The organism is Candidatus Alcyoniella australis (genome assembly GCA_030765605.1).
Taxonomy (GTDB): Bacteria; Lernaellota; Lernaellaia; order JAVCCG01; family Alcyoniellaceae; genus Alcyoniella; species Alcyoniella australis.
Window position 1 is genome coordinate 1 of sequence record JAVCCG010000070.1, and the last position, 22,969, is coordinate 22,969.

General features: G+C 61.2%; 19 protein-coding genes. 7 read left to right on the forward strand and 12 right to left on the reverse strand.

Translation table 11 applies throughout. The features are described from left to right. From P9M14_07825 to P9M14_07845, 5 genes are all read right to left on the reverse strand, one after another. Positions 1–323 (reverse strand): ATP-binding cassette domain-containing protein (locus P9M14_07825; GenBank protein ID MDP8255640.1); only part of this gene is annotated, 323 nt, incomplete at its 3' end. Beyond that, positions 323–1,123: an ABC transporter permease gene (locus P9M14_07830; protein ID MDP8255641.1), complete on the reverse strand. Its 801-nt coding sequence runs from the start codon at positions 1,121–1,123 to the stop codon at positions 323–325. The genes P9M14_07830 and P9M14_07825, both read right to left, overlap by 1 nt. A 2-nt stretch (positions 1,124–1,125) precedes the next feature. Beyond that, the gene (locus tag P9M14_07835; protein ID MDP8255642.1) at positions 1,126–2,103 is read right to left on the reverse strand and encodes a glycosyltransferase family 2 protein; all 978 of its coding nucleotides are present in this window, start codon (positions 2,101–2,103) and stop codon (positions 1,126–1,128) included. After that, complete coding sequence (locus P9M14_07840; protein MDP8255643.1) at positions 2,100–3,008, reverse strand: glycosyltransferase family 2 protein; 909 nt, start codon at positions 3,006–3,008, stop codon at positions 2,100–2,102. The genes P9M14_07835 and P9M14_07840 overlap by 4 nt, the downstream gene beginning before the upstream one ends. A gap of 198 nt (positions 3,009–3,206) precedes the next feature. After that, positions 3,207–3,890 (reverse strand): outer membrane beta-barrel protein, encoded by a 684-nt coding sequence (locus P9M14_07845; GenBank protein MDP8255644.1) that lies wholly within the window; start codon positions 3,888–3,890, stop codon positions 3,207–3,209. 306 nt (positions 3,891–4,196) lie between these two features. On the opposite strand from P9M14_07845, the gene P9M14_07850 reads away from it, so the two are divergent. From P9M14_07850 to P9M14_07860, 3 genes are read left to right on the forward strand one after another with little or no spacing between them, the layout of a single operon-like run. Continuing rightward, positions 4,197–4,706 (forward strand): FxLYD domain-containing protein, encoded by a 510-nt coding sequence (locus P9M14_07850; protein MDP8255645.1) that lies wholly within the window; start codon positions 4,197–4,199, stop codon positions 4,704–4,706. Positions 4,707–4,708: 2 nt separating this feature from the next. Next, positions 4,709–5,509 carry an SAM-dependent chlorinase/fluorinase gene (locus tag P9M14_07855; protein MDP8255646.1) on the forward strand — a complete coding sequence of 267 codons (801 nt, stop codon included), beginning with the start codon at positions 4,709–4,711 and terminating at the stop codon, positions 5,507–5,509. Further along, positions 5,509–6,768, forward strand: a complete 1,260-nt coding sequence (locus P9M14_07860) for a phospholipase D-like domain-containing protein (GenBank protein MDP8255647.1) — start codon at positions 5,509–5,511, stop codon at positions 6,766–6,768. Before P9M14_07855 ends, P9M14_07860 begins: the two co-directional genes overlap by 1 nt. Before the next feature lie 135 nt (positions 6,769–6,903). On the opposite strand, the gene pyk is transcribed toward P9M14_07860, so the two are convergent. Further along, positions 6,904–8,328, reverse strand: coding sequence for a pyruvate kinase (pyk, locus tag P9M14_07865; protein MDP8255648.1), 1,425 nt, complete (start codon positions 8,326–8,328; stop codon positions 6,904–6,906). 113 nt (positions 8,329–8,441) lie between these two features. Further along, positions 8,442–8,840, reverse strand: coding sequence for a hypothetical protein (locus P9M14_07870; protein ID MDP8255649.1), 399 nt, complete (start codon positions 8,838–8,840; stop codon positions 8,442–8,444). 366 nt (positions 8,841–9,206) lie between these two features. Here P9M14_07870 and glpK point away from each other — a divergent pair, with 366 nt between their 5' ends. The 4 genes from glpK to P9M14_07890 all read left to right on the forward strand — a co-directional run bounded on the left by glpK (position 9,207) and on the right by P9M14_07890 (position 14,614). Beyond that, positions 9,207–10,685, forward strand: coding sequence for a glycerol kinase GlpK (glpK, locus tag P9M14_07875; protein MDP8255650.1), 1,479 nt, complete (start codon positions 9,207–9,209; stop codon positions 10,683–10,685). 15 nt (positions 10,686–10,700) lie between these two features. Beyond that, positions 10,701–12,023: a C1 family peptidase gene (locus P9M14_07880; GenBank protein ID MDP8255651.1), complete on the forward strand. Its 1,323-nt coding sequence runs from the start codon at positions 10,701–10,703 to the stop codon at positions 12,021–12,023. Continuing rightward, positions 11,995–12,765 (forward strand): MBL fold metallo-hydrolase, encoded by a 771-nt coding sequence (locus tag P9M14_07885; GenBank protein MDP8255652.1) that lies wholly within the window; start codon positions 11,995–11,997, stop codon positions 12,763–12,765. The genes P9M14_07880 and P9M14_07885 overlap by 29 nt, the downstream gene beginning before the upstream one ends. Positions 12,766–13,249: 484 nt before the next feature. Next, positions 13,250–14,614 (forward strand): hypothetical protein, encoded by a 1,365-nt coding sequence (locus tag P9M14_07890; GenBank protein MDP8255653.1) that lies wholly within the window; start codon positions 13,250–13,252, stop codon positions 14,612–14,614. Positions 14,615–14,763: 149 nt separating this feature from the next. Here the strand turns inward: P9M14_07890 and P9M14_07895 are convergent, their stop codons facing one another. The 5 genes from P9M14_07895 to P9M14_07915 form a co-directional block, all read right to left on the reverse strand. Then, positions 14,764–14,913, reverse strand: a complete 150-nt coding sequence (locus P9M14_07895; GenBank protein ID MDP8255654.1) for a hypothetical protein — start codon at positions 14,911–14,913, stop codon at positions 14,764–14,766. 225 nt (positions 14,914–15,138) lie between these two features. Beyond that, complete coding sequence (locus P9M14_07900; protein ID MDP8255655.1) at positions 15,139–17,430, reverse strand: S8 family serine peptidase; 2,292 nt, start codon at positions 17,428–17,430, stop codon at positions 15,139–15,141. Positions 17,431–17,552: 122 nt separating this feature from the next. After that, on the reverse strand, positions 17,553–18,920 hold the full coding sequence (locus P9M14_07905) for a hypothetical protein (protein MDP8255656.1): 1,368 nt from the start codon (positions 18,918–18,920) through the stop codon (positions 17,553–17,555). 225 nt (positions 18,921–19,145) lie between these two features. Next, positions 19,146–20,960, reverse strand: coding sequence for an AMP-binding protein (locus P9M14_07910; protein MDP8255657.1), 1,815 nt, complete (start codon positions 20,958–20,960; stop codon positions 19,146–19,148). 58 nt (positions 20,961–21,018) lie between these two features. Next, a partial coding sequence (locus P9M14_07915; protein MDP8255658.1) for a cation-transporting P-type ATPase occupies positions 21,019–22,969 on the reverse strand: 1,951 nt, incomplete at its 5' end.

The following is a 22,969-nucleotide window of genomic DNA, read 5'->3' on the forward strand; positions in this document are numbered from 1 at the left end:
CCGGTCAGGTCGGGGTGAAACCCGGCGCCCAGCTCGAGCAGCGCGGCCACGCGGCCGTCGATTCGCACGCGTCCGGCCGAGGGATCGAAGATGCTGGCCACCAGTTTAAGCAGCGTGGATTTGCCCGAACCGTTGCGCCCCATCACCGCCACGGTCTGGCCGTGCTCGACCTGGAAGCCGACGTTCTTCAGCGCGGGGAAGATCTCGCAGGTATCGCTGCGCTTGACCTTGCTGATCAGCGTAGCCTTGAGGCTCGCCGAGCGCTCGTGGAACAGCCGGTAGTTAAGCGAGACGTTCTCAAAGCTGATCGCCGGTCGCGCCATTACAGCTCCTTGGCGAAGGTGCGGCTGCGGGCGTTAAAGTGCCGCCAACCCAGAACCAGAAGCAGCGCGCCCCAGGCCGCGGGATACCACAGCGCGAACCAGCCGGGCCAGGGCGTGCCCAGCAGCATCCAGCGGTAGAGCGCCAGTAGTTGCGCCAGTGGATTGTAGGCCAGCACGCGCCCCACCGTCGCCATCTGGCCGGAGAAAATATCGAGGGTATAGAACACCGGCGTGAGGTAGAACAGGAACTGCAACAGCACTTCGAGAATTTGCCCCACATCGCGGTAGCTGACGTTCATACTCGAGACGAACAACGCCAATCCCAGCACCAGCACCAGCTCGACCAGCAACGGCACCGGCAGCAGCAGCATGCTCAGCCGCAATCCTACGCCGGGGGTGAAGGCCACGAAGCAGATAAGCACCAGGCCGCTGAGGAACAGGTGCACCAGATTGGCCAGCACCGTGGCCAACGGCAGCAGGTGACGCGGGAAGTGCACCTGCTTGACCAGCGATGAGTTGGCCACTACCGACAGCTGGCTGTTGGCCGTGGCCGTGCTGAAGAAGATCCAGGGAATGTAGCCCGAGAGGAAGTAGAGGAAGTACGGCACGTGGCCCGGCAAACTGATGGCGATCTTCTGGAAGTTGGAGAAGATCAACGTGAAGATTCCCATCATCAGCAGCGGGTTGAGCAGGCTCCAGCCGATTCCCAGGGCGCTGCGCTTGTAGCGCAGCTTGACCTCTTTGACCACCAGCTGCGTGAGCAGGAAGCGGTAGCGGAAGGTCTGGGTCAGCAGCTTCACGTTCAGTGCTCGATCTTGGCCGGCAGCCTGCCGGTCAGCGCCAGGGCGGCGATGTTCTTGTAGACCAGGGCCATGCACTCGGCCTCGTAGCGCTCCTCGGGATCGCCGCGATACCAGTAGCGCACTGCCCACAGCGAGAGGTAGCCCAAGCTTTTAAACAGCACCCACAGCCGCGTGAGCAGCCCGAAGAGCCGTCCGCGATATTTGCGCAGGAAGTAGAACTGGCTGCGGCGGTACTCGATCAGCGATGTGATCTTGTCGGTGGCCGCGGACTCGCCGCCGAAATGCACGATCTGGGTCTGCGAGTCGATGCAAACCCGAAAGCCCGCCTCTCGCGCACGGCGACACCAGTCGATGTCCTCGAAGTACATAAAGATGTTCTCGTCCATCGGGCCGATCTTGTCCACGACCTCGCGCCGCACGAGCATGCACGAGCCCGCGACCCAGTCCACATTGCAGGTCCCGTTGAGGTTGTCCTCCAGCGCAGTGCGCACCGCGCTGTCATCGAGGCTCATCCGCATGTGGCGCGACTTGCGCTGGATCTCGCTGAGCACCGTGGGGAAGCGGCCCCAGGTGAGTTGAATCCGCCCCTGTCCGTCGACCTGTTTGCAGCCGACGATCCCCGCGCCGCTGCTCGAATCGAGAAATTGCACCAGCCGCTCCAGGGTTCCCGGCGGCACAACCGTATCGGGGTTGAGCAGCAGCAGCCGTCGGCCGCGACTGCGCTCGATGGCGCGGTTGTTGGCGCGCACGAACCCTAGGTTGCACTGGTTGGCGAACAGCAGCACGTCGCCGAAGCGCTCGCGCACCATCTGGGCCGAGCCGTCGTTGCTGTAGTTGTCGACCACCAGCACCTCGAGGCTCAGCGCGGTCTGCTGGGCGTAGATCGACTCGAGGCATGCGGCAAGCAGCTCGCCGGTATTGTAATTGACGATGATGATCGACAGGTCCAGCGGTTCGGCGTTCTGCGCGGGGCTCATCGCTCCCTCCGCCGGATCGAGCGGCGTTTGCGCAGCATCCGCGGCAGCAGTCCCAACCCGCTGATCAGGAACCGCAAGTAGCCCGGGTCGTCCACTGCCCGCGACAGCGTGCGCAGCGTCTCCCAGATCAACTGCCGGGGCAGCACGGTTATCAGCTCGATCCATGTATATCTCTCGTTCTTTAAAAACAGCCACAGGCGATTCAGATCGGCCCTGCGGCGGATCTGCGTGCCGTGAGCGCGCGGGCCGCTGCGCGGATGCTCGCCCCGCGCCCGGGGTTCGTACAGACAACGCCAGCCCGCATTGCGTGCGCGCCAGGCGAGGTCCACGTCCTCGTAGTAGGCGAAGAAATCCTCGTCGAACACCTCGCCGTCCGGCGCCAGCTCGTCCAGGGCCGCCCGGCGGTAGATAGCGGCCGCGGCCGATGGACCCAGCGGCTCGTCGCGCAACCGGGGCGTGTCGTATTGGCCGCGGTCGGGCTCGCCCTCACCGCGATCGGTCGGCTGCAACCGTGCGCGGCCCAGCACGATCCCCGTGCTGTCCAGCGGACCCTCGGGCCCCTTGAGCAGCTTGCCGTAGGCGCTTGCCGCCTGCGGGTCGGTCTGCAAAGCGTCGACCAGCAGAGCGACGAAATCCGGCTCGAGCCTGGCGTCGGGATTGATAAAGAGCACGTACTCGCCGTTGCAGCGGGCCACTCCGGCATTATTGGCAACGCTGAACCCCAGATTGCGCGGCAGTCCCAACACCTGGGCCCCGGCCTCGCGCGCGATCTGAACGCTGCGATCAAAGCTGGCGTTGTCGACCACCAGCAGCTCCAGCGCTGGCCAAGTCTGGTCCCGCAACGACTCCAGGCACTGCCCGAGGTCGCGTTCGCTGTTGTGGCTGACCACAATCGCGCTTACCAACGGCGGCAAATCTCCCTCCCGCGACTATGCAAAACGTACACCCCCATGCGGGCAGGAAGCTATGTTGTAAGGGCCCGATTGTATTGTGTCAATATCCGCACGGCCGGCGATAAGCCGGATCGAGGCGCGTAAGCAACCCCTGTTGCGGTTGCACGATCCGTTGCTTGAGGACAATCGGACCTGGATTATCCATGATGATTAGAACAGATTGAACTTGGCGGTCATCAGTGCGCTCAGCGGAAGGTAGTCCAGCTCGATCTCGGCGCTGTCCGTGTCGTTGAGATCCACGTCGAACTGCATGTCCATCGCGTAGTTGAAACGCAGCTCCAGGCCGAAGCAGACCCAATCGGCGCCGTACATATCGACGCCCGCGGCCAGCGTGACCTGGGGCGCGTAGACCTGCTGGGCCTCGCCATCGAACTCGGCGTGGACATAGGCCAGGCCCGGGCCCAGCGCGGCGTAGGGCGTGAAGCGACCTTCGTAGAAATAGAGCCAGGCCAGCAGCTGAGCCTGCCAGAGGCTGAAAAACATTTTGGTGTCGTAGCTCCCCGGGGCGCCGTCGAGTTCCAAATCGCCGCGCAGTTCGCCGCGAAATCCGCTGTAGTCGGCCTCGAGCCCCACGGCGTAGCGGATCAGTCCCGGCCTTGGGGAGTAGGCGCAGCTCAGCCCGTAGAACACGCTGGGGTCCAGATAGCTGTCGTCGTCAACGTCCATCTGCTGCACGCCTTGTTCGGCGCGCTGGACATCGACGTTCCAATTACAGAGCGGTAAAAACGAGTACCCGCCTTGCACGCCCAGCTGCCAGCGCGAGCCCTCGGCGGCCAGGGCTGCCGTCGAACACAGCAGGATTATAGCCAATCCGATCGTAATGCTGTTTCTCATTCGCTCCACCGATTGCCCGAATTAATCATGACAAACCTTCATGAACAATCCAGGCCTTGATTATCCCTGGTCTAACTGTACTTATAGCAGTCAGCCCAACCAGCGGGCAAGCCATGTCAAGGTCAGTGTTTAGGGCCCGCTTGACAAGCTGACGAGCCGTAGACTAAAGTTGTATATTCGCGCGGTCACGGTGAGATGCACTGTTGTATAACACATTGTAACTTCTCGATTTTCGAGAGAAATTTTGTTTGCGCGCAGCGCGAGTGTACACGTTCGCCCAAAAGCGTCCTGGCGCGCGCCGCCACTTTGGCGCTACTGCTGCTGCTGATCCTCTGCTGCTGCCCGGCCGTTGCGCAGGCGCCCACGCCCTCGCCTACCAAGGGTGTGCTGCTGTTTCGCTATACCAACGCCGACGGCAAGTACCTCTACACCGACAACTACAACGCGATCCCGCGCGAGCTGCGCGATACCGCGGTCCGCGGCACTTTCCTGCCCGATGACAGCGGCCAACCCCCCGAGGACGCGCCGCCGGGCGCGGAGCTGACCGGCCGCATCGACCACTTCGACAACACCTACCGCATCGAGAGCGACTATTTGTACATCCAGGGCAAGGTGCGCAACGGCACCAACGCCACGGTCTCCTCGGTCAAGGTGCGCGTAACGTTCTTCAATTCAGCGGGCGGCACGGTGCGCACCGAGTCGACGCTGATCAATCCGCTCGAGCTCTCGCCCGGCGCGGTGGGAAGCTATCAGTTGATCTTCAAGATGCAGCCGGACATCGCGACATTTAAAACCGAGATAAACTGGAAGAGATGACCATGCGCGCCACAAAACTCGTCACCCTGTTGTCCGACTTCGGCCCCTGCGATCCCTACGCCGGCGCAATGAAAGGCGCGGTGCTCGCCGTGGATCCCTCGTTGCAGCTGGTGGATATCACGCACCAGATCGAGCCGCAGAACGTTCTGGCCGGCGCGCTGTCGTTACGGGCCTACGCCTTCGTCTTTCCCGCGGGCACCGTGCACCTAGCGGTGGTCGACCCCGAGGTCGGCGCGGAACGCAGGCCGATGGTGGCGCAGGCCAACGGCCGGATGTTCGTCGGCCCGGACAACGGGCTGTTTACCTTCGTACTCGGGCCCCAGGCCGAGGCGTTCGAGATCGCCGATCCCGGAGTGTTCCGCCAGCCGGTCTCGCCGGTGTTCCACGGCCGCGACATCTTCGGCCCGGCGGCCGGGCACCTGGCCTGCGGCCGCTCGCCCGCGACCTTCGGCCCGCGCATCGACCAACCGGTGCGGTTGATGATCCCGCGGCCGCACTCGATCGACGGCGGAGTCGAGGGCGAGGTGATGCACATCGATTGCTTCGGCAACCTGACCACCAACGTGCCCTCGCAGTTGCTGAGCAAGTTCGGGCCGCCCCAGCGGCTGTCGGTGGAGATCGGCGGGCAGCTGATCCTCGGGATGTGCAGCAACTATTCCGAGGCTCAACACGGCGGACTGCTGATGCTCGTGGGCTCGGCCGGATTCGTCGAGATCGCCGTCAACCAGGGCTCGGCGGCCAAACTAATGAACGTCGAGGTCGGCCACAGCCTACGCATTATCGGTAGCCAGACCAACGACTGATGCGTTCGCCGCAAATCAGCCTTGCGCGCGTCGCAGCCCTGGCGTTTATCCCGCTGCTGATCGTCTGCTGCGCCCCGGTGCAGACCGGCTACTACCGTTTTAACCAGGACCCCTACTCCGAGCTGTTCATCGATCTGCTCAACGACGTATGCGACGAGCCGATGGTCGGCGGCAACTACGTCGAACTGCTGGTCAACGGAGTCGAGATTTTGCCGGGCATGCTCGAGGCCATCGAAAATGCCGAGCACAGCGTGAATCTCGAGAGCTACATCATTTACGACGACGAGGTCGGTCACCAGTTCGCCGAGGCGCTGATCCGCAAAGCCGAGCAGGGCGTGGCCGTGCGGCTGATGTTCGACTACTTCGGCGGCAAGCTCAGCGATCCGTGGATCGAGGCGCTCAAACGCGCGGGGGTCGAGGTGGTCAACTTCAATCCCTTCCATTGGTACGCAATGCTCAAGGGCGACTTCCGCACCCATCGCAAGCTGATGGTGATCGACGGCCGCATCGGCTTTGCCGGCGGAGTCTGCTTGGCCAACGAATGGCGCGGAGATGCCGACGCTCCGGACCACTGGCGCGATACCCACGTGCGCGTCGAGGGGCCGGTGGTGCATCAGATGCAGGATCTGTTCTGGCGCAACTGGACGCGCGCGGGCAAGCTCTCCGACTACTCCGAAGATTACTACCCCTACATCCCGCCCAAAGGCGACATGCTCTGCGGAGTGGTCGGACGTTTCGAGCAGGGGCGCGGCAGCCGCATCCGCGAGATGTTCCTGCTGCCGCTGGCCGCCAGCCAGGAGAACTACTGGGCGTCGATTGCCTACTTCACCCCGGACTACGACGTGATCAGCGCGTTCTCCGACGCCGTGGATCGCGGCGTGGACATCCGCTTTATCGTGCCCGGCGAGGCCAACGACCTGCCGATGGTGCGGCGGCTGTCGATGAAGTACTACGGCCGAATGCTCAAAGAGGGCGTGCGGATTTTCGAGTACCAGGGGACCAACATGCACGCCAAGACCGTGACCTGCGACGGCGTGTGGTCCACGGTCGGCTCGTCGAACATGAACAACCGCGCATTCGTGCACAATGCCGAGAACAACCTGGTGATTTACGACGAGGAGTTCGCCCTGCAAATGGAGCAGCTCTATCGCCTGGACCTGGCGCGCAGCCGCGAGATCTCGTTGGCCGAGTGGAAAACCCGACCGTTGCGCAAGCGCTTCTACGAACAGATCTGGGGCATCCTCGAGGGCTGGATGTAGGCAGCTTAGAGCTGCACCAAAACTCGCAAGCGGACCTGCACGTGGCTCAACGTTGCTCTCCGCGACGCGGCATGGGTCGATGCAAAAAGACCAGGGAAATATGCGAGCCATGTGGCGGCTCCAAGCCGCCCCCTGTTAAACCTTGTGGATCACCAGGGTGTCGGTCGATCCGGTGGTGCCCAGCTCGCGGCCGTAGACCAGTACCAGTACGTCTTTTTTGCGCGCCAATCCGGCCGTGCGCAATGCGGCCGAAGCTGCCTGGGCCACATCGTCGATCCGGCCGATGTTGTCGATGGTCAGCGGGGTCACGCCCCAGCACAGGGCCAGCGAGTTGCGCACCTGCGCATCGGGGGTCAGGGCGCAGATCGGCGTGGTCGGGCGCAACGACGAGATCAGCCGGGCCGACGCGCCGCTGCGGGTAAAGGCGACGATCCAACGCGCGCCGGAGCGCTGCGCAGCCTCGCACGCCGCGTCGCCCACAGCCCCTCCGGCCGACGAGGTGGCCTCGCGGCGGGTGATTGCCTGGCCGGGCAGTTCCTGCTCCACGTAGCGCGTCACCGCGTCCATGGTCTTGACCGCTCGTAGCGGGTATTTGCCGCTGGCGGTCTCGGCCGAGAGCATCACCGCGTCGGTGCCGTCGAGAATCGCGTTGGCCACGTCCGAGACCTCGGCGCGGGTGGGCAACGGCGAGACGGTCATTGACTCGAGCATTTGGGTGGCGGTGATGCAAGGCTTGCCCGCGGCGTTGGCCACGCTGATGATTTGTTTTTGCAGCACCGGGACCTGATGGATCGGCAGCGAGACGCCCAAATCTCCGCGGGCGACCATCACGCAGTCCGCGCAATCGACGATGCTCTGCAGGTTGTCGATGGCCTCGGGGCGCTCGAGCTTGGCGATGATCGGCAGCTCGCGTCCGGCGCGGCGCGTCAGCCTGCGTACGTGTTCCACGTCCTGGGCGCTGCGCACGAAACTGGCGGCGATGTAGTCGAACCCGAGCTCCACAGCCTGGCGGATCGCAATCCGGTCGCGCGGTCCCACGGTCGGCACGTCCAACGTCCCGGCCAGGGTGATGCCCTTGCGCGAGCGCAAAATGCCGCCGTCGATCACCTTGCAAAGTGCTCGGTTGCCCTCGATCCGTTCGACCTTGAGCCGAATCAGACCATCGTCGAGAAAGAGCATGTCGCCCGCGTTAAGCGCCTCGCCGATCAGCCGCTGCGGAACCGGGATCGCGTTGGGACCCGCACCGCGCGCTGATTTACGACCGATCAGCAGAGTCACGCGGCCGGCCGCCCGCAGCTCCAGGGCGTCCCCCTCCAGCTCGCCGATGCGCAGCTTGGGTCCCGGCAGGTCGGCCAGTAGCGCCAGCGGACGCTTGGCGCGCACGGCGGCCGCGCGCAGCCTGCGCACCAGCTGGGGCACGAACGCTGGATCGGCGTGGGAGTAGTTGACGCGCGCCATGTCGAGCCCGGCGCGCAGCAGCGCGTCGATACTACGGCGCGACGAGCAGGCCGGTCCCATGGTGGCGACGATTTTAACTCTGCGCGTGTGGCCTTTGCTCATGACGATATTGTCCTGTGGATGTAAAAAAGGCGGCGAAGCCGCAGGGCTCCGCCGCCTTGATAAATCGTGTTGATCATTCGCCCGTCATGGGCGCTGTCGCATGGCGCCGTACGCTACTCTACGGGCTGCTCTTCAGGCTGCGCATCTTCTTCAACAGCCTCAGGCTCGGGCTCGTTGAGCAACAGCTCGCCGTTGAGCACCTTCAGCGCGTCGCCGGCCACAACATCTGCCGGGTGCTGGGCGATGTACTCACCCAAATACAGCTTGGCTTTGTCCAATGCGTTGCCGTTGAGCTCGGTGGTCTTCCAGTCCTCCAGCGCAGCCAGGCGCTCGGGCACGGCCTGCATCTTCTCTGAAAATACCTTGAAGTCGGTGGTCAACGCGTTGACTTCAACCTGCAGATCGTCAGTGCCGATATCGCCCACGTGTCCAAGAAGGATCAGCAGCAGGGCGACCGCGGACATGATCAGTGCGATTCCGGGAACGAAACCGATGTTACCGTTGCTTGACATATTGGACATCTCCTTGTCTTTTGACGATCCTGATGGCGATCCATGTTTCGCGCCGTCCTTGTCCGCCGCGGCCGAAACCATGATCTTGGTGTGTGTGATGCAATACGCAGAGCCGGGAACGGCATTGGCCTGACAGGGCTTTCCCGACTTCGTTGTCTCTTGGCATTTCACTGATATTCCTTAGTACTCCAGATTCGACACCGAAGGTTCAGCCATTAAAACAGAGCGATCAGATTTCTGTCAAGAATGCTCTGAATCAACCCGCCGGACCGTGCGTTCAGCGGCCGGGGATGGAGGTTGCGGCGATGGTTTTGCATCGAGGGTTGTGCTAGTTTTCAGCCTGCAAGACGCATCCGGAGGCCGCAAATGAAGTATGTACTTGCTATCGACCAGGGCACAACCGGCTCGACTGTGCTGATCATCGACGCCAACCAACAAGTGGTGGCCAGGGGCTACGCCGAGTTCCCGCAGATTTTCCCCGAGCCCGGCTGGGTCGAGCACGACCCGGAGCAAATTTGGTTCTCGGTGGAGAAGACCATCGCCCAGGCGCTGCAAGTCGGCGGCATCGACGCGACGCAGATCGCGGCCATCGGCATCACCAACCAGCGCGAGACCACGGTGCTCTGGGACCGCCAGAGTTCGCTCCCGGCGTACAACGCCATTGTCTGGCAGGACCGCCGCACCGCCTCGATCTGCACCGAGCTCAAGCAGCGCGGGCTCGAGCCGACCTTCACGCGTAAGAGCGGGCTGCTGCTCGACCCCTACTTCTCGGGCACCAAGCTCACCTGGCTGCTGCGCAACGTCGAGGGGCTGCGGCAGCGTGCCGAATCCGGCGAGCTGGCCTTCGGCACCATCGACAGTTTCCTGGTCTGGCGCTTAAGCAACGGCGCGGCCCACGTCACCGACGTATCCAACGCCAGCCGCACCCTACTGCTCGATCTGGAATCTTGCGCCTGGGACGAAGAGCTGCTCGCGGCGCTCGAGGTGCCGCGCGCCATATTGCCCGAGGTCCGCAGCAACTCCGAGGTCTACGCCCAAACCAAGGGCCTGCGCGTGCTGCCCGACGGCATCCCGATCGCGGGCATGGCGGGCGATCAACAGGCAGCGCTGTTCGGCCAGGCGTGCTTCGAGCCGGGCCAGGCCAAGTGCACCTACGGCACGGGGAGCTTTGTGCTGATCAACGTCGGCGACAAACCCGTGCACAGCGAGCACCGGCTGCTTTCCACCGTGGCCTGGCAGATCAACGGGCGCACGACCTACGCCCTTGAGGGCAGCGTGTTCATCTGCGGCGCGGCGGTCCAGTGGCTGCGCGACCAGTTGGGGATTATCGCCAAATCCTCCGATGTCGAGCCCCTGGCACGCAAGGTCGAGAGCTCGGAGGGCGTGTTCTTCGTGCCGGCGATGGTCGGCCTGGGCGCGCCGTACTGGCGGCCCGACGCCACGGGCACGATCGTCGGCATCCGCCGCGGCACCTCTTCGGCGCACATTGCGCGCGCAACCCTTGAGGCCATGGCGCTGCAGAACGTCGACGTGATCCGCGCCATGGAGAACGACAGTAAACAGCCGGTGGCCGAGCTCAAGGTCGACGGCGGCGCGGCTGCCAACGACCTGCTGATGGAGCTGCAATCCGGGCTGCTGGGCACGCGGATTGTGCGACCGCAGATGCTCGACACCACGGCCCTGGGCGCGGCGCTGCTTGCCGGGCTGGCGGTCGGCGTGTGGTCCGACCTGGAGACGATCCGCGAAAAATGGCGCGCCGAGCGCGTGTTCGAGCCTGCAATGGATACCAAGCTCAAAGATCGGCTGCTCGACGGCTGGGCCAAGGCCGTTGAGAAATCGTTCTAATCAGGAGTTTTAACGATGAAGCGTAACGCACTGTTCGCCCTGACGTTGATCGCCGTGCTGGCGATCGCTCTGCCCTGCGCAGCCAAAGACTACCAGGCAATGCAACGCCTGATCGACCAATCCGGCGCCGCCTGGACCGTAGGTCACACGTCGCTCTCCGAGTACAGCCGCGACCAGATGGGATTGCTGTGCAACCTCGACTTCGCCATGCCGGTTCAGCCCGCGAGCGACCTGGACCAGATCGAGCTGTCCAAGGACATACCCGCGCACCTGGACTGGCGCGATTTCAACGGCAACAACTACATGACACCGATCAAGGATCAGCATCCCTGCGGCACCTGCGCCACGTTCTCGTCCGTGGGCGCCACCGAGGCGCTGCTCAAGATCGCCGTTGACAATCCGTTCGTGGAACCCGACATCTCGGAGCAGCACATCTACTCCTGCGCCGGCGAATTCCCCTACACCTTCTTCCATCCGCTGAACGTGCTCCAGGGCCAGGGCGCGCCCGACGAGACCTGCTTCCCCTACGACTGCCCGGTGCAAGGCTACCGCCCGCCGTGCGAAGACTCCTGCGCCGACTGGGCGTCCCGCACCTTTTTCATCGACGGCTATCAAGCGCTGATGTTCCCCACGACCGAGCAGATCCTCACCGCGGTGCAGGACGGCCCGGTGGTGGCCGGTTTCCAGGTCTTCTCCGATTTCCAGGACTACACCGGCGGCGTGTACGAGCACGTCTACGGCGAGCTGCTCGGGGGCCACGGCGTGGTCATCGCGGGCTACGACATGGCCGAGCAATACTGGATCTGCAAAAATTCCTGGGGAACCCAATGGGGCGAGGAAGGCTGGTTCAAAATCCGCTGGAGCACCGAGCTGCTGGGCTTCGGCTATCAGACCTTCGATATCTTCACCAGCTACGAGTCGTTCTGCGGACAGCACGTCGAGCCGACCATCGGCTCGCTGGAACTGCTCAACGCCGGTCCCGAACTGGCCCAAGGCGAACAGCTTGAGGTGCGCTTCGAGTTTATCGACACTGACGCCGACATGCGCGGCGGCGAGCTGTGGCACCAAGTGGACGAGGGCGAGGCCCAGCGCTTTGCCGAGCCGCTACGCGAGTTCGTTGGCACCCAGTCCGACCCGCTGGACCTGCCGAGCTTTTCGTTCTCCGGTGATTACGCGCCGGGTCCGCACACGCTCAAGGTCTGGCTGGCCGACGTCTGCGGATTGCAAAGCACCCAGGCAACTGTCGAGTTTACCGTAGAGGGCGAGGTGCCAGGCGATGACGACGACGACGAATCGGCCGACGACGACGATGACGACGACTCGAGCTGTGGATGCTGATCCGCAAATAGTCCGCATCGAGGGCTGGACCGCTAACGGCTATCTGATAGTCGGCCAAAAGATCGTGGTTGTGGACCCCGGCGTTCCGCGCCTGGTGCGCTCCATGCTGCACTACGTGGAACACGAGCTGAAACGTCCGGCCTCGGACATCTCCTGGGCCACGGTCACGCACTATCACAACGACCACGTGGGCGGGATGGGCCTGCTGCAACAGATCAGCGGCTGCCAAGTGGCGCTGCCCGCCTTGGCCCGACCGTTTGTGGAACAGGGCGCGCGCATCCCGTTTCCGCGGCCATTGCGCTGGCTGCACATGCTCGCAGTACACAACCGACAGCGCAATCCCACGCCGACCCCGCGCGACGCTTGGCAGACCGAGAAGATCGGCCTGCCGCTGATCTCGCCGCGACCGAAATTCGACGTGCATGCCTGGCTCGATGAGGGCGACGCGCTGCCCGACGCGCCTGGGTTCACAGCGCTGTTCACACCCGGACACAGTGCGGACAGCACCTGCCTGTGGCACGAACAATCCGGCTCACTGTTCTCCGGCGACATGCTGCTGGGCAACTTCGAGGGCCCGCCCCAGGCCAACGCTTACTGCCTGAGCCGCACCAAAACCATCGCCAGCCTGCAACGCCTGGCCGACCTACCGATCAAACGCCTATTCCCCGGCCACGGCCCACTGCATAGCGGGGAGTACCTCGCCAAAGAAGCGGTCGAGACGCTGAGGACGGATCTGGTTTAGACCTTCCTATTCAGAAAACTAACAACTGATTGTGTTTTCTGTTGACAGCAAGGCTGTAATTGTAATATTTTTATATCCTCTTTCCCATCATTAAAGGAGCTGGATAATGGTCGAGTACTACGTGAATAAAAACGCCCAAACAAACGGCGACCATGAAGTCCATAAGTCCGGCTGCCAGTTCATGCCGGATATTAACAACAGACGTTCTCTTGGGTACTTCAATAATTGCGCTGACGCAGTTAAAGAGGCAAAGAAGACCTATCCCAAAAGTAACGGCTGCAAATTCTGTTCAGTAGAGTGTCACACCTCATAGACGGCGACTGAACCAACAGCCTAAAACAGCTCATCCCGAGATGGCAAACCGTCCGGGAAGTGCTTGGATTTTGCAATTGAAATAAAAAAATTCAAAGCCGCCTATTTTTTATTGCTTAATTAAAGACTACATTATATTGTTATCGTAAGCAGTAATTCGAAAGGATGGTATATGGATACATCGGTTAATCTTGAGTTGGCAAAATTAACGATAGGGCGTATTTTAGATGAAGAACCTCTTGATGCAGAACGTATCGATGTTGAAATTAAAACTTTTCTCAATCCGAAAAAAAAGGCAAACCATGCAATTATAGCTAAAGCAGTAGCTGCATTAGCTAACGGTGGTGGTGGTATTATTATTATTGGTTTCATCCAAAATGATAGCCGCTACAGAGAAGAAAATTCTAGCGCAGAAACAAAGCCCAGTGTTTGGAACCAAACAGAGCTAAACAGGGCGCTTGGAAATTTTCTTGAGCCAAATATAGAAACTAGACTGACTTTCTTGTCTGGAAAAATATCCGATCATCCTTGTCTGCTTGTTCCTTCTCATGGAAGCACTCCTATAATTTTTAAAAGAGACTTTGATGCCTTCACACGTGGGACCATATTTATTAGGCGTCCTGGACCTGAAAGTGCACCAATTTCTTCCTATGAAGAGTGGCGAGAGCTGATAGAACGCTGTACAGTCAATGACCGAGAGAGACTTGCATCAATAATCCGAAGAATTTTAATTCCTACTGAACAACCAACCACATCGCAGGAGATCGAGAATAGTTTTCAGAAAAAACTTGTTGATTGTGATCATAGCTATGAGAAACTAATCAAAGAACATAAATCGGATATTCCTAAAGATATTCAACGGTCTTTCATATTGAACGGCAGAAGGACTGTGGCCTTTCAAGTATTCCCTCCCAAGAGAGCTGGTGATCTTAACGACCTGCGAAACGCTTTACTAGAGGCTGTAGGCCGCGAAACGGGATGGCCCCACGGTAGATTTCCTTCTCCTCCTGATGAACCAAAAGTAATCAACGGGGGAATAGAGTCTTTTAAAGTAACCACGTTACGTAGCTTTCCGTCACATACAAATATAGATTTCTGGCAGGCGCGACCAAGTGGATTCTTCTACGCTACTAGAGTATACGAAGAAGACAGGGAGCTTAGACGCCAACAAAAATGTTTGATCTGGAATCTACCGATCTGGCGTCTAGGAGAGGCTATCTTGCATGCTGTTAGATTTGCAAATGCCTATTCTCCAAAATTCGACACAATAACCGGTTATGTAAGATTCGATGATCTTGCAGGACGGATCTTGGCTTGTGACTCACAAGGCCTCCGCTCAGATGCGGAAGATCATGGATGTAATACAATGAAATGGCATAGATATTTTTCAATACCATCAGGTTTTTCGACAGAAAATCTGCCAGACTTATTACGTGAGATTCTGAAGGACTTTTATGCTCACTTTGACTTTTTCAACGTCAGCTTAGATGAATATGAGCAGGAAATTAATGCGATGATTCATCGTCGTGTGTATTGAAATATACAGGAATTCCGGGGCCACCCATAACCGCACTACTTCGCTGAAGCTTCGTAGTGTGCCGCTACCACGTCAAAGCTGAGCATGGAGTCCCAGGGACACGAAACTTCATTGATAGTTGATGGTCGACGCTTTTTCCTGAAAATCCCTTATTGCCGCGAATCTCGGCCGTGTGCTTTCTTGTCCGGGCGGCGCAGGTCGAATTGGAATTGCACGCCCAGGTTGGCCAGGTAGAAGACCCTGCCGTTGTCGTGGTTGATGGTAACGCCGAGCTCGGGGAACAGGTAGAGCCAGTTCACAGTCCGGATCCGCGAGCCGATGAACAGGTCGCTGTAAAAGCTCCTGTTGTCCGGCAGGTCGGGCTTCCAATCGTCCTCGTCCTCCTTGTTCTTGCGGCATCTTGCACGCCTCGCTACGAACCCTCATGAATAATGCGGGCTACGTTAATATCCGATCGCGCATCATCAACAAAAAAACGGCCTCCCCAGGTGGGGAGGCCGATGGCTTGTAGATCTAATTAACGCTCAGCCGCAACAGCCGTCGTCGCTGCTGCCTTTGGTGCCGGTAGATGCGTCGTCGTCATCGTCAGCATCGTCGTCGCCCGTATCGTCATCATCGTCCGTGTCGTCGTCATCATCATCGTCGTCATCGGCGCCGTCGCAGTCCGGGTCGTCCAGGTCGGTCAAGTCGTCGCAGTCGTTGTCGATTCCGTCGTCGCAGACCTCGTCGTGTCCGGGGTAGGCCTCGGCCTCCTCGTCGTTGCAGTCGTCGCCGCCGCAGATCTCGGCCAGATGGCCGTCGTTGTCAGCGTCGCAGGAGGCGCTGCCCGCGGCCGGGGCCACCACCGAGAACGTCTGCGGGCCTTGGGGCACGGTTGTCCCCGCGACCTTGACCAGGTACAGGCCGGTAGTCGGCACGGTGAACAGCACCTGCTCGATGTTGTCGATGGTGTTCACGCCGGTTGTGGCGTTGGAGCTCGGGCTTGCGGGGTTAAGCACCCAGGGGTAGTAGACCGTGTCGTCGGGGCCGATCACGGTCAGGTCGAGGTCGTTGACCAAGTTGGGCACGGTGTTGGGGGTTCCCGGATAGTCGTCCCAGGCGATTGTCACGCGCATGCTCGCACCGGCGTCGCGCTGGACCGGGATCAGCCATTCGCCGCCCTGGCTGAGGCTTGCTTCGGCGAAGTTGTCGTTGAGGATGTTAGCCACAGGGTAGAGCGCCAGCACCTTGCCGTAGCCGTAGACATAGTCCGGGCCGAATCGACCCAGGTCGACCGCCGAGTGCGCCAGCAGCGCCTTGACCGTCGAGGGGACCAGGATCTGCGGGTTGACCGAGGCGTTGGCCTGGAGCATCAGCGCCACGACCCCGGCCACTGCCGGGCTGGCCATCGAGGTGCCGCACATCGTGGTGTAGGTGTCGTAGCGCACCGTGCTGGTCACGCCGTAGTCGCTGCTGCTCTGGCAGCCCGGGCCGCTGATGTCGGGACGCATCCGGCCATCGTCGGTGGGACCCCACGAGCTGAAACTGGTCATCGAGTCGTCGTTGGAGTTGATCGCGCCGACCACCACCGCGTTCTTAGTGGCCGAGGGAACCGGTATCGTGGAATAGGTGGTGCCGCAACGCCCTGAGCCGCGCTCGTTGCCGCCGGCCCAGACCACCGAATAGGCGCGTCCCAGCGATCCGCGCACGATGGCGTCGATCAGCGCGGCCGAACTCTCGTAGTCGCCTTCCCACGAGCAGTCGTTGCCGTTGGACGCGATGTTCGAGCCGATCGAGTTGTTGCTGACGTGGGTCGCGGCGTTGATGCCGGCCTGGTAGTCGGACTGGATGTCGCCCGGGTTGTTGTAGAAGAACGGGAACGAGCCGCTGAACACGCGCGAGTAAATCAACGCCCCCGGGGCCATGCCCGCGTAGTTGCCGCTTGAGCGCGTACCGTCGCCGGCCACTGTGCCCGCCACGTGTGTCGCGTGGGCGCCGTAGTAGCTGGACTCGCCCTGGGTTACGCGCGAGCCGAAGTCGTCGTGGGTCGAGTCGACCAGCCCCGCGTCGTAGACGAACACGCGCACGCCCGAGCCGTTAAACCCATACGGCGCGGCCCAGACCGTCTCCACGCCCATGTCGGCGCGCGCGCTGTTGTTCAGCGGTCCCCAGGCCGGAGAGACCTGGTCGACCCACATCACCGCGTCGTCGAGCACCAGTTCTTCAATATCGAGCGGGTCCAGAGCCACGATCAGCGCGTTGATCGCGTCGGCCGCGTCGACCACTTCGCCGTAATAGCCGGCGATCAGCTCGGCCTCAAGCGGCGCCACGTCGGGGTGGAACATCGCCACTACGTGTACGCGCCCCTGGTCGTCAATTGCAAAGTCCTCGAACTCATTCTCGATGATGCGCTGCGTCACTTTGTCGCCGTACTCAATGGCTCCGGCCCAACGCAGCTCGGGGAACGCCTCGGGCGTCAGGGCGGAACTGCCATCAAGCGCCGCGAACCAAGCGCGGTCCGGCACCCAGCTGAGTAGCTCGAGTCCGCGATCAGCCAGCTCCGCGCGCTGTTCGGCGGTCGGCACCTCATCGAGCTGCACCAGCAAGTGCATCCGCTCGCCGCCATCAAGGGTTGCGGCCAGCTGCGTCAGCTGCGGGTCGATCCCCTGCTCGGGCACGTACATCCGCGACTGTGTCTTAATTGTGTACGGCTCGGCATTTAGAAACGAGAACCGCTCTGCGTCCGCGGCCCAACTCAGGGCCGGCAGACACATCACCGCTGCCGTGGCCAGCAGAATCGCCGCTGCCACAGCGTTCGAATTCGATTTATTTCGCATGAAACCAGGCTCCTTTAAGTCCAATTACACTTCCCAGCATTACAAGTTTACATGTTTTTCAAGTGGTCCACAATGAGACGGACAACCGGACCGCGGCCATTTCCTGCGGCTCCAAGGGAGCTTTAACCTGCGTCTTTTCTTGGCCTCTCACGCCACAGGACAAGCGCGGCACCCAGTACCATGAGGTACACTGCATTCATGTGCCGTGGTTGATATTGCAAAAAGGATACGATTAGAAGCTTGTAAAAAATGAAACAGGCTCCAAGACCTATCAGCAACTTGCGGGACGATTCGCGGTATATATAAAAAGCCTTTGACCAAAAAACCAACAAAACGATAAAAATCAGACAATAGATTTTGGCTATCATGAAGTTCACGGCCAAAGCCCCGGCCTCTGTAAACCGAACGCTTTTAATCCCCTGCCATCTGCCGACCTGCTGAGTTAAAACCCAGATCTGGTTCAGGCGCTCCTTTTCTATTGTCAGGTTGGCATACTCACCGGTATACACTCCGCCGATCAGACTTCTAAGTAAATTGTGCCCCACTTTGATTATATAGGCACCGGGGTGATCCTTTATCAGGCGTATGGTTGCGCCCTTGAGCAACGCTTCCCCCTCAGTCGAATACGGATCATTTACTCCATGTCTCGCAGTATATCTCCATCCATCGTCGTCAACATGTTTGATTCCCCAGGGATTGCCGGGCAGCTGCCCAAGGGAGATATATGCAACCAAGCCTCCGTTGGTGGCGGTCAAGCGCCATTGCCCGTCGTAGAGGAATGATCGTGCGGACCACGGTATAAGTAAAACCACGGTCGCGACCGTGATTGCGCCGCAAAGAATGGCAACCCTGCGCCTGTAATTGCGAAAGTGCGGCAGAATTGAAAAGGAAAGAATGAGTATCGGCACAAACAGATAATCGCTACGAAAATTGCCGATGACCCCCATCAGCAACGCGGTGGGGATCAATGCTTTTAACGAGCCTTTTTCGATATAACGCACCCCGTAACAGAATACGAAAAACAACAGCGCGTCTACTATTGCATCAGGTATTTTCGCCGACATAATAACAACGAAAGGTAAAAGTAGAATTAGGTGTCGATAGCGATATTCGAGTTTAAATAATTTATAGAAAAGTTTGATCGCCACAATGCAAAGCAATCCTTGGATCAACAACAGGACCAGCCCGGGATGGCCAACAGAAAGTCCGAGCATTACCAGCAGCGGGTATCCCCAGAGGGGATAAAAAGCCGGCTGATTTGAATCCGCCCGGTAGGAATAGCCGTGGCCATTTAAAATATTTTGTGCCAAAGCCACATGTCTATCTTGATAAATCCCTTGTTCAATAAGATGGTTTTTATTTAAGAAAAAACAACCGGCGACAAAGGCGAGCAGAACAATAGTGAAACAGACGTTTTTCCGCGACCTGTTGCCGAACTTTATCATGCGCTCAGACACGATCGACTGTCTTCCGTCTGCATTCTTATCCATGTAGCGTTGTTGTCGCCGTCTTCAAATGGGAAGTCATCGTCGGTCACTATGTTGGTGCAAAATATTATAGCGTCCAGGCCGATGGCGGTCCAGATTTAATACTGCCTCAGCACGGCCTTGTCCCCGGGTGGCTCGTTGTTCACATCCCGCGCGGCGGCTTACAGAACGAAAAAAGGGCCGCGGCTTGCGCCGCGGCCCTTGAGCGATCGGAAAATTACGCCTGGATCAGTCCTTGGCGGTCTCAATCAGCGAGTCGACCACGCTGGGGTCGGCCAAAGTTGAGATGTCGCCCAACTCGTCAAGGGCGCCGGCGGCGATCTTCTTCAGGATCCGACGCATGATCTTGCCCGAACGGGTCTTGGGCAGCGAGTCGGTGAAGTGGATCTTGTCCGGTGTGGCGATCGGGCCGATCTCGGTACGCACGTGCTTGACCAGCTCCTTGCGCAGATCATCATCCGGGGTTACGTCGGCGTTGACGGTCACGTAGGCGTAGATTCCCTGGCCCTTGATCTCGTGCGGGTAGCCGACCACCGCGGCCTCGGCGACCTTGGGATGCGAAACCAACGCGCTCTCGATCTCGGCGGTGCCCATGCGGTGACCGGAGACGTTGATAACGTCGTCCACGCGGCCCATCAGCCAGTAGTAGCCGTCTTCGTCAACGCGGGCGCCGTCGCCGGTGAAGTACTTGCCCTTGAACTGGCTGAAGTACGTCTCTTTGAAACGCTCGTGCTGGCCGTAAACCGTACGCATCAGTCCCGGCCAGGGCTCCTCGATTACCAGGTATCCGCCCTCGTTGACGTCGCACTGCGTGCCGTCCTCGCGGATGACCGCCGGCTTGACGCCGAAGAACGGAACAGTGGCCGAACCCGGCTTGATGTCGATGGCGCCGGGCAGCGGGGAAATCATGATGCCGCCGGTCTCGGTCTGCCACCAGGTGTCGATCACCGGGACCCCGAACGTCTGCTGACACCAGTGGACCGCCTCGGCGTCGAGCGGCTCGCCGACGCTGGCCACCAGCCGCAGGTGCGACAGATCGGTCGCAGCGGCGAGGTCGGAGCCGGCTCGTTGCAGCATCCGAATCGCCGTGGGCGCCGTGTAGAAGACGTCGACCGCGTGGTGTTCGAGGATCCGGTACCAGCGTTCCGGGTCGAACTCCGCTTCGTCGACGATGCTGGTGACCCCGCTGGTGAGCGGGGCGATGATGCCGTACGACGTCCCCGTCACCCACCCAGGGTCGGCGGTACACCAGAACGTGTCGCCGTCGTGCAGGTCGAGCACGAGACGACCCGTGACGTGATGCGCCACGACCGCCGCATGCACGTGGAGGGCGCCCTTGGGTTGACCCGTCGTCCCGCTCGTGAAGTGCAGCAGTGCGGGCGTCTCGGGATCGGTGGGCGCGATCTCGAAGGAGTCGTCACCTTCGGAGAGGAACGCCCCGAACGACATCACCTGCGGACCACCACCGCCGTTCCGGTTCACGCCGATCTCGTCTTCGGTACTGCCACACACCAGCACGAGCTCCAGGTGCGGCAGACGGTCGAGCATTCGGGCGACCTTGCGGCGGTACAGCAGCGGCGTCGTGACCAGGATCTTGATCCGGCCGAGGTTCATCCGTTGAGCGATCGGATCGGGCCCGAACGCCGAGAACAGCGGCGTGAAGACGCCGTGCGCTTTCAGGGTGCCGAGTGCGGTCACGTAGAGGTCGGGAATGCGCCCGGCGAGCGTTGCCACTCCTGTGCCGGCGTCGAACCCGCGTCGTCGCATCGCGTCGGCGAATCGGTTCGTACGCCGAGACAACATCGCGTAGGTGATGTCGACCGGCTCGTCGACGCCAGAGCGTTCGCGTCCGAGGAACCGCAGTGCCACGCGATCGCCGTGCCCATCCCGGACGTGGCGATCAACGGCGAGATCGGCGATGTTGACACTGTCTGGCCGGCCGCTGGCGCCGTCGGCACGCAGGCCCGCCCAGGCGTCGTCCCAGTCGAATGAGGCCACGGTTGCGTCGTAGTCGACCAGCCACGGTTCGGGTTGTTTGCTCATCAACTTCGAGTAGACCCCGTTCGGCCGGCACTGGCCAGGGGCGAAGGTCAGCAGACCGTCAGCGCCGTCGGATGACCTTGCGGATCTCGTCGACCCACAACACCGCGGAGGCGAGGCCGACACAGGTCGCCCACTGGGTGATGTCGAGCGCATCGGTGTCGAACGCTCGTTGGAGCGGCGGTGCGTGCACCACGGCGATCTGCAACACCAACGTGAGGCCAGCGGCCGCCCACAGCAGGCGATTGTCGAACGGTCGGACGAAGGCGCTCACGGTGTCGGACCGGGCGTTGAATGCGTTGAAGATCTGTGCGAGCACGATCGTCGTGAACACCATGGTTCGCGCCGTGGAGATGTCGCCGGACCCACCGAGCAGGCCGCCGGCCAGTTCGAGATCGAGCGCGATCAGCCCGGCGATCGCACTGGTCACGCCGATCAGCGCGATCGTGACGATCATCGAGCGGTCGACGATGCGATCGGTGACTCGGCGAGGCGGCACGTCCATCACGTCCTCCACGGCGGGGTCGACGCCGAGCGCCAGTGCGAGTGCGCTGTCGGTGAGCAGATTGATCCACAGGATCTGCGTCGCCAGCAGCGGAACCGCCAGGCCGTCGCCGCCGGTGGCGTCGGTCAGGCCGAGCGCTCCGGCGGCGAGCACGCCGACGAACATCACCAGGACTTCTCCTGCGTTCGACGCCAGCAGGTAGCGAAGGAACTTGCGGATGTCGGCGAAGATCTCGCGGCCCTCGCGTACGGCGCTCAGGATGGTGGCGAAGTTGTCGTCGGCGAGGATCATGTCGGCGGCCTCTTTCGAAACCTCGGTGCCGTTGATCCCCATCGCCACGCCGATCTCGGCCTGCCGCAGCGCCGGTGCGTCGTTCACGCCGTCTCCGGTCATCGCCACGATCTGGCCGTCATGCTGCAGTGCTTCGACGATGCGCAGTTTCTGTTCGGGCGACACCCGAGCGAACACCGAACGGCGGCCCACAGTGGCGGCAAACTCGGCCTCGTCGAGTTTGCCGAGTTCCGCACCGGTGACACCGGTCCCGTTCTGGCCTCCGGCGCTCGCCGCTGCGTCGGTCTCGATACCCAACTGTTGCCCGATGCGGCCAGCGGTGCGGGGGTGGTCACCAGTGATCATGATCACCCGCACACCGGCGCGCTGCGCATCGGCAACGGCCTCGATCACCTCCGGTCGCGGCGGGTCGACGATGCCGACGATGCCGAGGTGGACCAGATCGTGCTCGTGGGACTCGTCGATGTCGTTGGCCACCGTGTCGAGGCGTCGGTAGGCAACGGCCAACGTCCTCAGGGCATCGTCGGCGAGTCGTTCGACGTCGGCCAGGATGCGGTCGCGGCGCTGTGGGGTCAGTTCGACGACGTCGCCGCCGACCCGTTCATGGGTGCAGCGGCCGAGCAACACGTCGGGTGCCCCCTTGGTGACGAGTACGAACTCGCGGCGATCGTGGTGGTTCTGCCCGTGTTCAGCCTGGCTGTCGAGGTCGACCGTCGTCATCAATTTGCGCTCGGAGGTGAACGGCACCTCGGCGACGCGCTCGAACCGCTCCGATCGCGCAGCGGTCAGTCCGAGCTTTCGTTCGGCGACGAGGAACGCCGCCTCGGTCGGGTCCCCCAGCACCTCCCAACGGTCACCGTCGGAGCGCAATGTTGCGTCGTTGGCGAGGCTGCCGCCCTCCAGCACCAGTTCGACTTCGCGTCGCAGGAGTTCGTCCTGCACTCGTTCGCCGTTCACCCGGACCTCGCCGACCGGTTCGTACCCGATCCCGGTGACATCGACCTCGACCGACGGCGTGACGACCTTCACGATCGTCATCTCGTTGCGGGTCAGCGTGCCCGTCTTGTCGGTGCAGATCACCGATGCTGATCCGAGGGTCTCGACCGACGAGAGTCGTTTCACGATCGCTCGCTGGGACGCCATGCGTTGGACACCGAGCGCCAACACCACCGAGAGGATCGCGGGCAACCCCTCGGGTACGGCAGCGACCGCGAGC

What these genes read in the sequence shown, in the direction of transcription:
- P9M14_07835 (MDP8255642.1), bottom strand. Translation starts at nt 2,103, where the DNA reads ATGAGCCCCGCGCAGAACGCCGAACCGCTGGACCTGTCGATCATCATC.
- P9M14_07845 (MDP8255644.1), bottom strand. Translation starts at nt 3,890, where the DNA reads ATGAGAAACAGCATTACGATCGGATTGGCTATAATCCTGCTGTGTTCG.
- P9M14_07855 (MDP8255646.1), top strand. Translation starts at nt 4,709, where the DNA reads ATGCGCGCCACAAAACTCGTCACCCTGTTGTCCGACTTCGGCCCCTGC.
- P9M14_07860 (MDP8255647.1), top strand. Translation starts at nt 5,509, where the DNA reads ATGCGTTCGCCGCAAATCAGCCTTGCGCGCGTCGCAGCCCTGGCGTTT.
- pyk (MDP8255648.1), bottom strand. Translation starts at nt 8,328, where the DNA reads ATGAGCAAAGGCCACACGCGCAGAGTTAAAATCGTCGCCACCATGGGA.
- P9M14_07870 (MDP8255649.1), bottom strand. Translation starts at nt 8,840, where the DNA reads ATGTCAAGCAACGGTAACATCGGTTTCGTTCCCGGAATCGCACTGATC.
- glpK (MDP8255650.1), top strand. Translation starts at nt 9,207, where the DNA reads ATGAAGTATGTACTTGCTATCGACCAGGGCACAACCGGCTCGACTGTG.
- P9M14_07880 (MDP8255651.1), top strand. Translation starts at nt 10,701, where the DNA reads ATGAAGCGTAACGCACTGTTCGCCCTGACGTTGATCGCCGTGCTGGCG.
- P9M14_07885 (MDP8255652.1), top strand. Translation starts at nt 11,995, where the DNA reads ATGACGACGACTCGAGCTGTGGATGCTGATCCGCAAATAGTCCGCATC.
- P9M14_07890 (MDP8255653.1), top strand. Translation starts at nt 13,250, where the DNA reads ATGGATACATCGGTTAATCTTGAGTTGGCAAAATTAACGATAGGGCGT.
- P9M14_07900 (MDP8255655.1), bottom strand. Translation starts at nt 17,430, where the DNA reads ATGCGAAATAAATCGAATTCGAACGCTGTGGCAGCGGCGATTCTGCTG.
- P9M14_07905 (MDP8255656.1), bottom strand. Translation starts at nt 18,920, where the DNA reads ATGGATAAGAATGCAGACGGAAGACAGTCGATCGTGTCTGAGCGCATG.
- P9M14_07910 (MDP8255657.1), bottom strand. Translation starts at nt 20,960, where the DNA reads ATGAGCAAACAACCCGAACCGTGGCTGGTCGACTACGACGCAACCGTG.